The sequence below is a fragment of the Cognatundibacterium luofuense genome (assembly GCF_018139685.1).
GTDB classification, from domain to species: Bacteria; Pseudomonadota; Gammaproteobacteria; order Burkholderiales; family Burkholderiaceae_D; genus Undibacterium; species Undibacterium luofuense.
In genome coordinates this window covers 1-297 of record NZ_JAGSPN010000544.1, presented here as the reverse complement: position 1 = coordinate 297, position 297 = coordinate 1, and the positions used below count along the sequence as shown (strand labels likewise).

At 54.9% G+C, this 297-nt stretch carries 1 protein-coding gene; it reads left to right on the top strand.

Going from position 1 to position 297, the window contains the following annotated elements:
* Positions 1 to 90 precede the first annotated feature (90 nt).
* The coding region (locus KDM89_RS21590; protein ID WP_212689830.1) for a hypothetical protein at positions 91 to 297 on the top strand (207 nt) is incomplete at its 3' end.

Sequence of the window (297 nt, the reverse complement as noted above, 5' to 3'; positions counted from 1 at the left end):
AAAGCCAATCAAAACACCAGCTCACGGGCTGGTGTTTTTTTGGGTGCTATGGCACTGTAGTGCTGATATCGTTCGCCAACAAGGACAAGCATGCATACGCTGCTGAAAAAACTCAACTGGAAACAGCAGGCGCCGACTGTCGTATTACACGCGGATGCAGCCCAGCTGGCGCTGCTGGATATACCTGCCGCTCATCCCTGTCTATTGCAAATGGACGCGCTGCAGCCTGCGCGGTTTTTCATCGTATTCGTTGCGACCCGGCAGCGTCTGGAGCAGGCACTGAGTGCTATCCTGCCG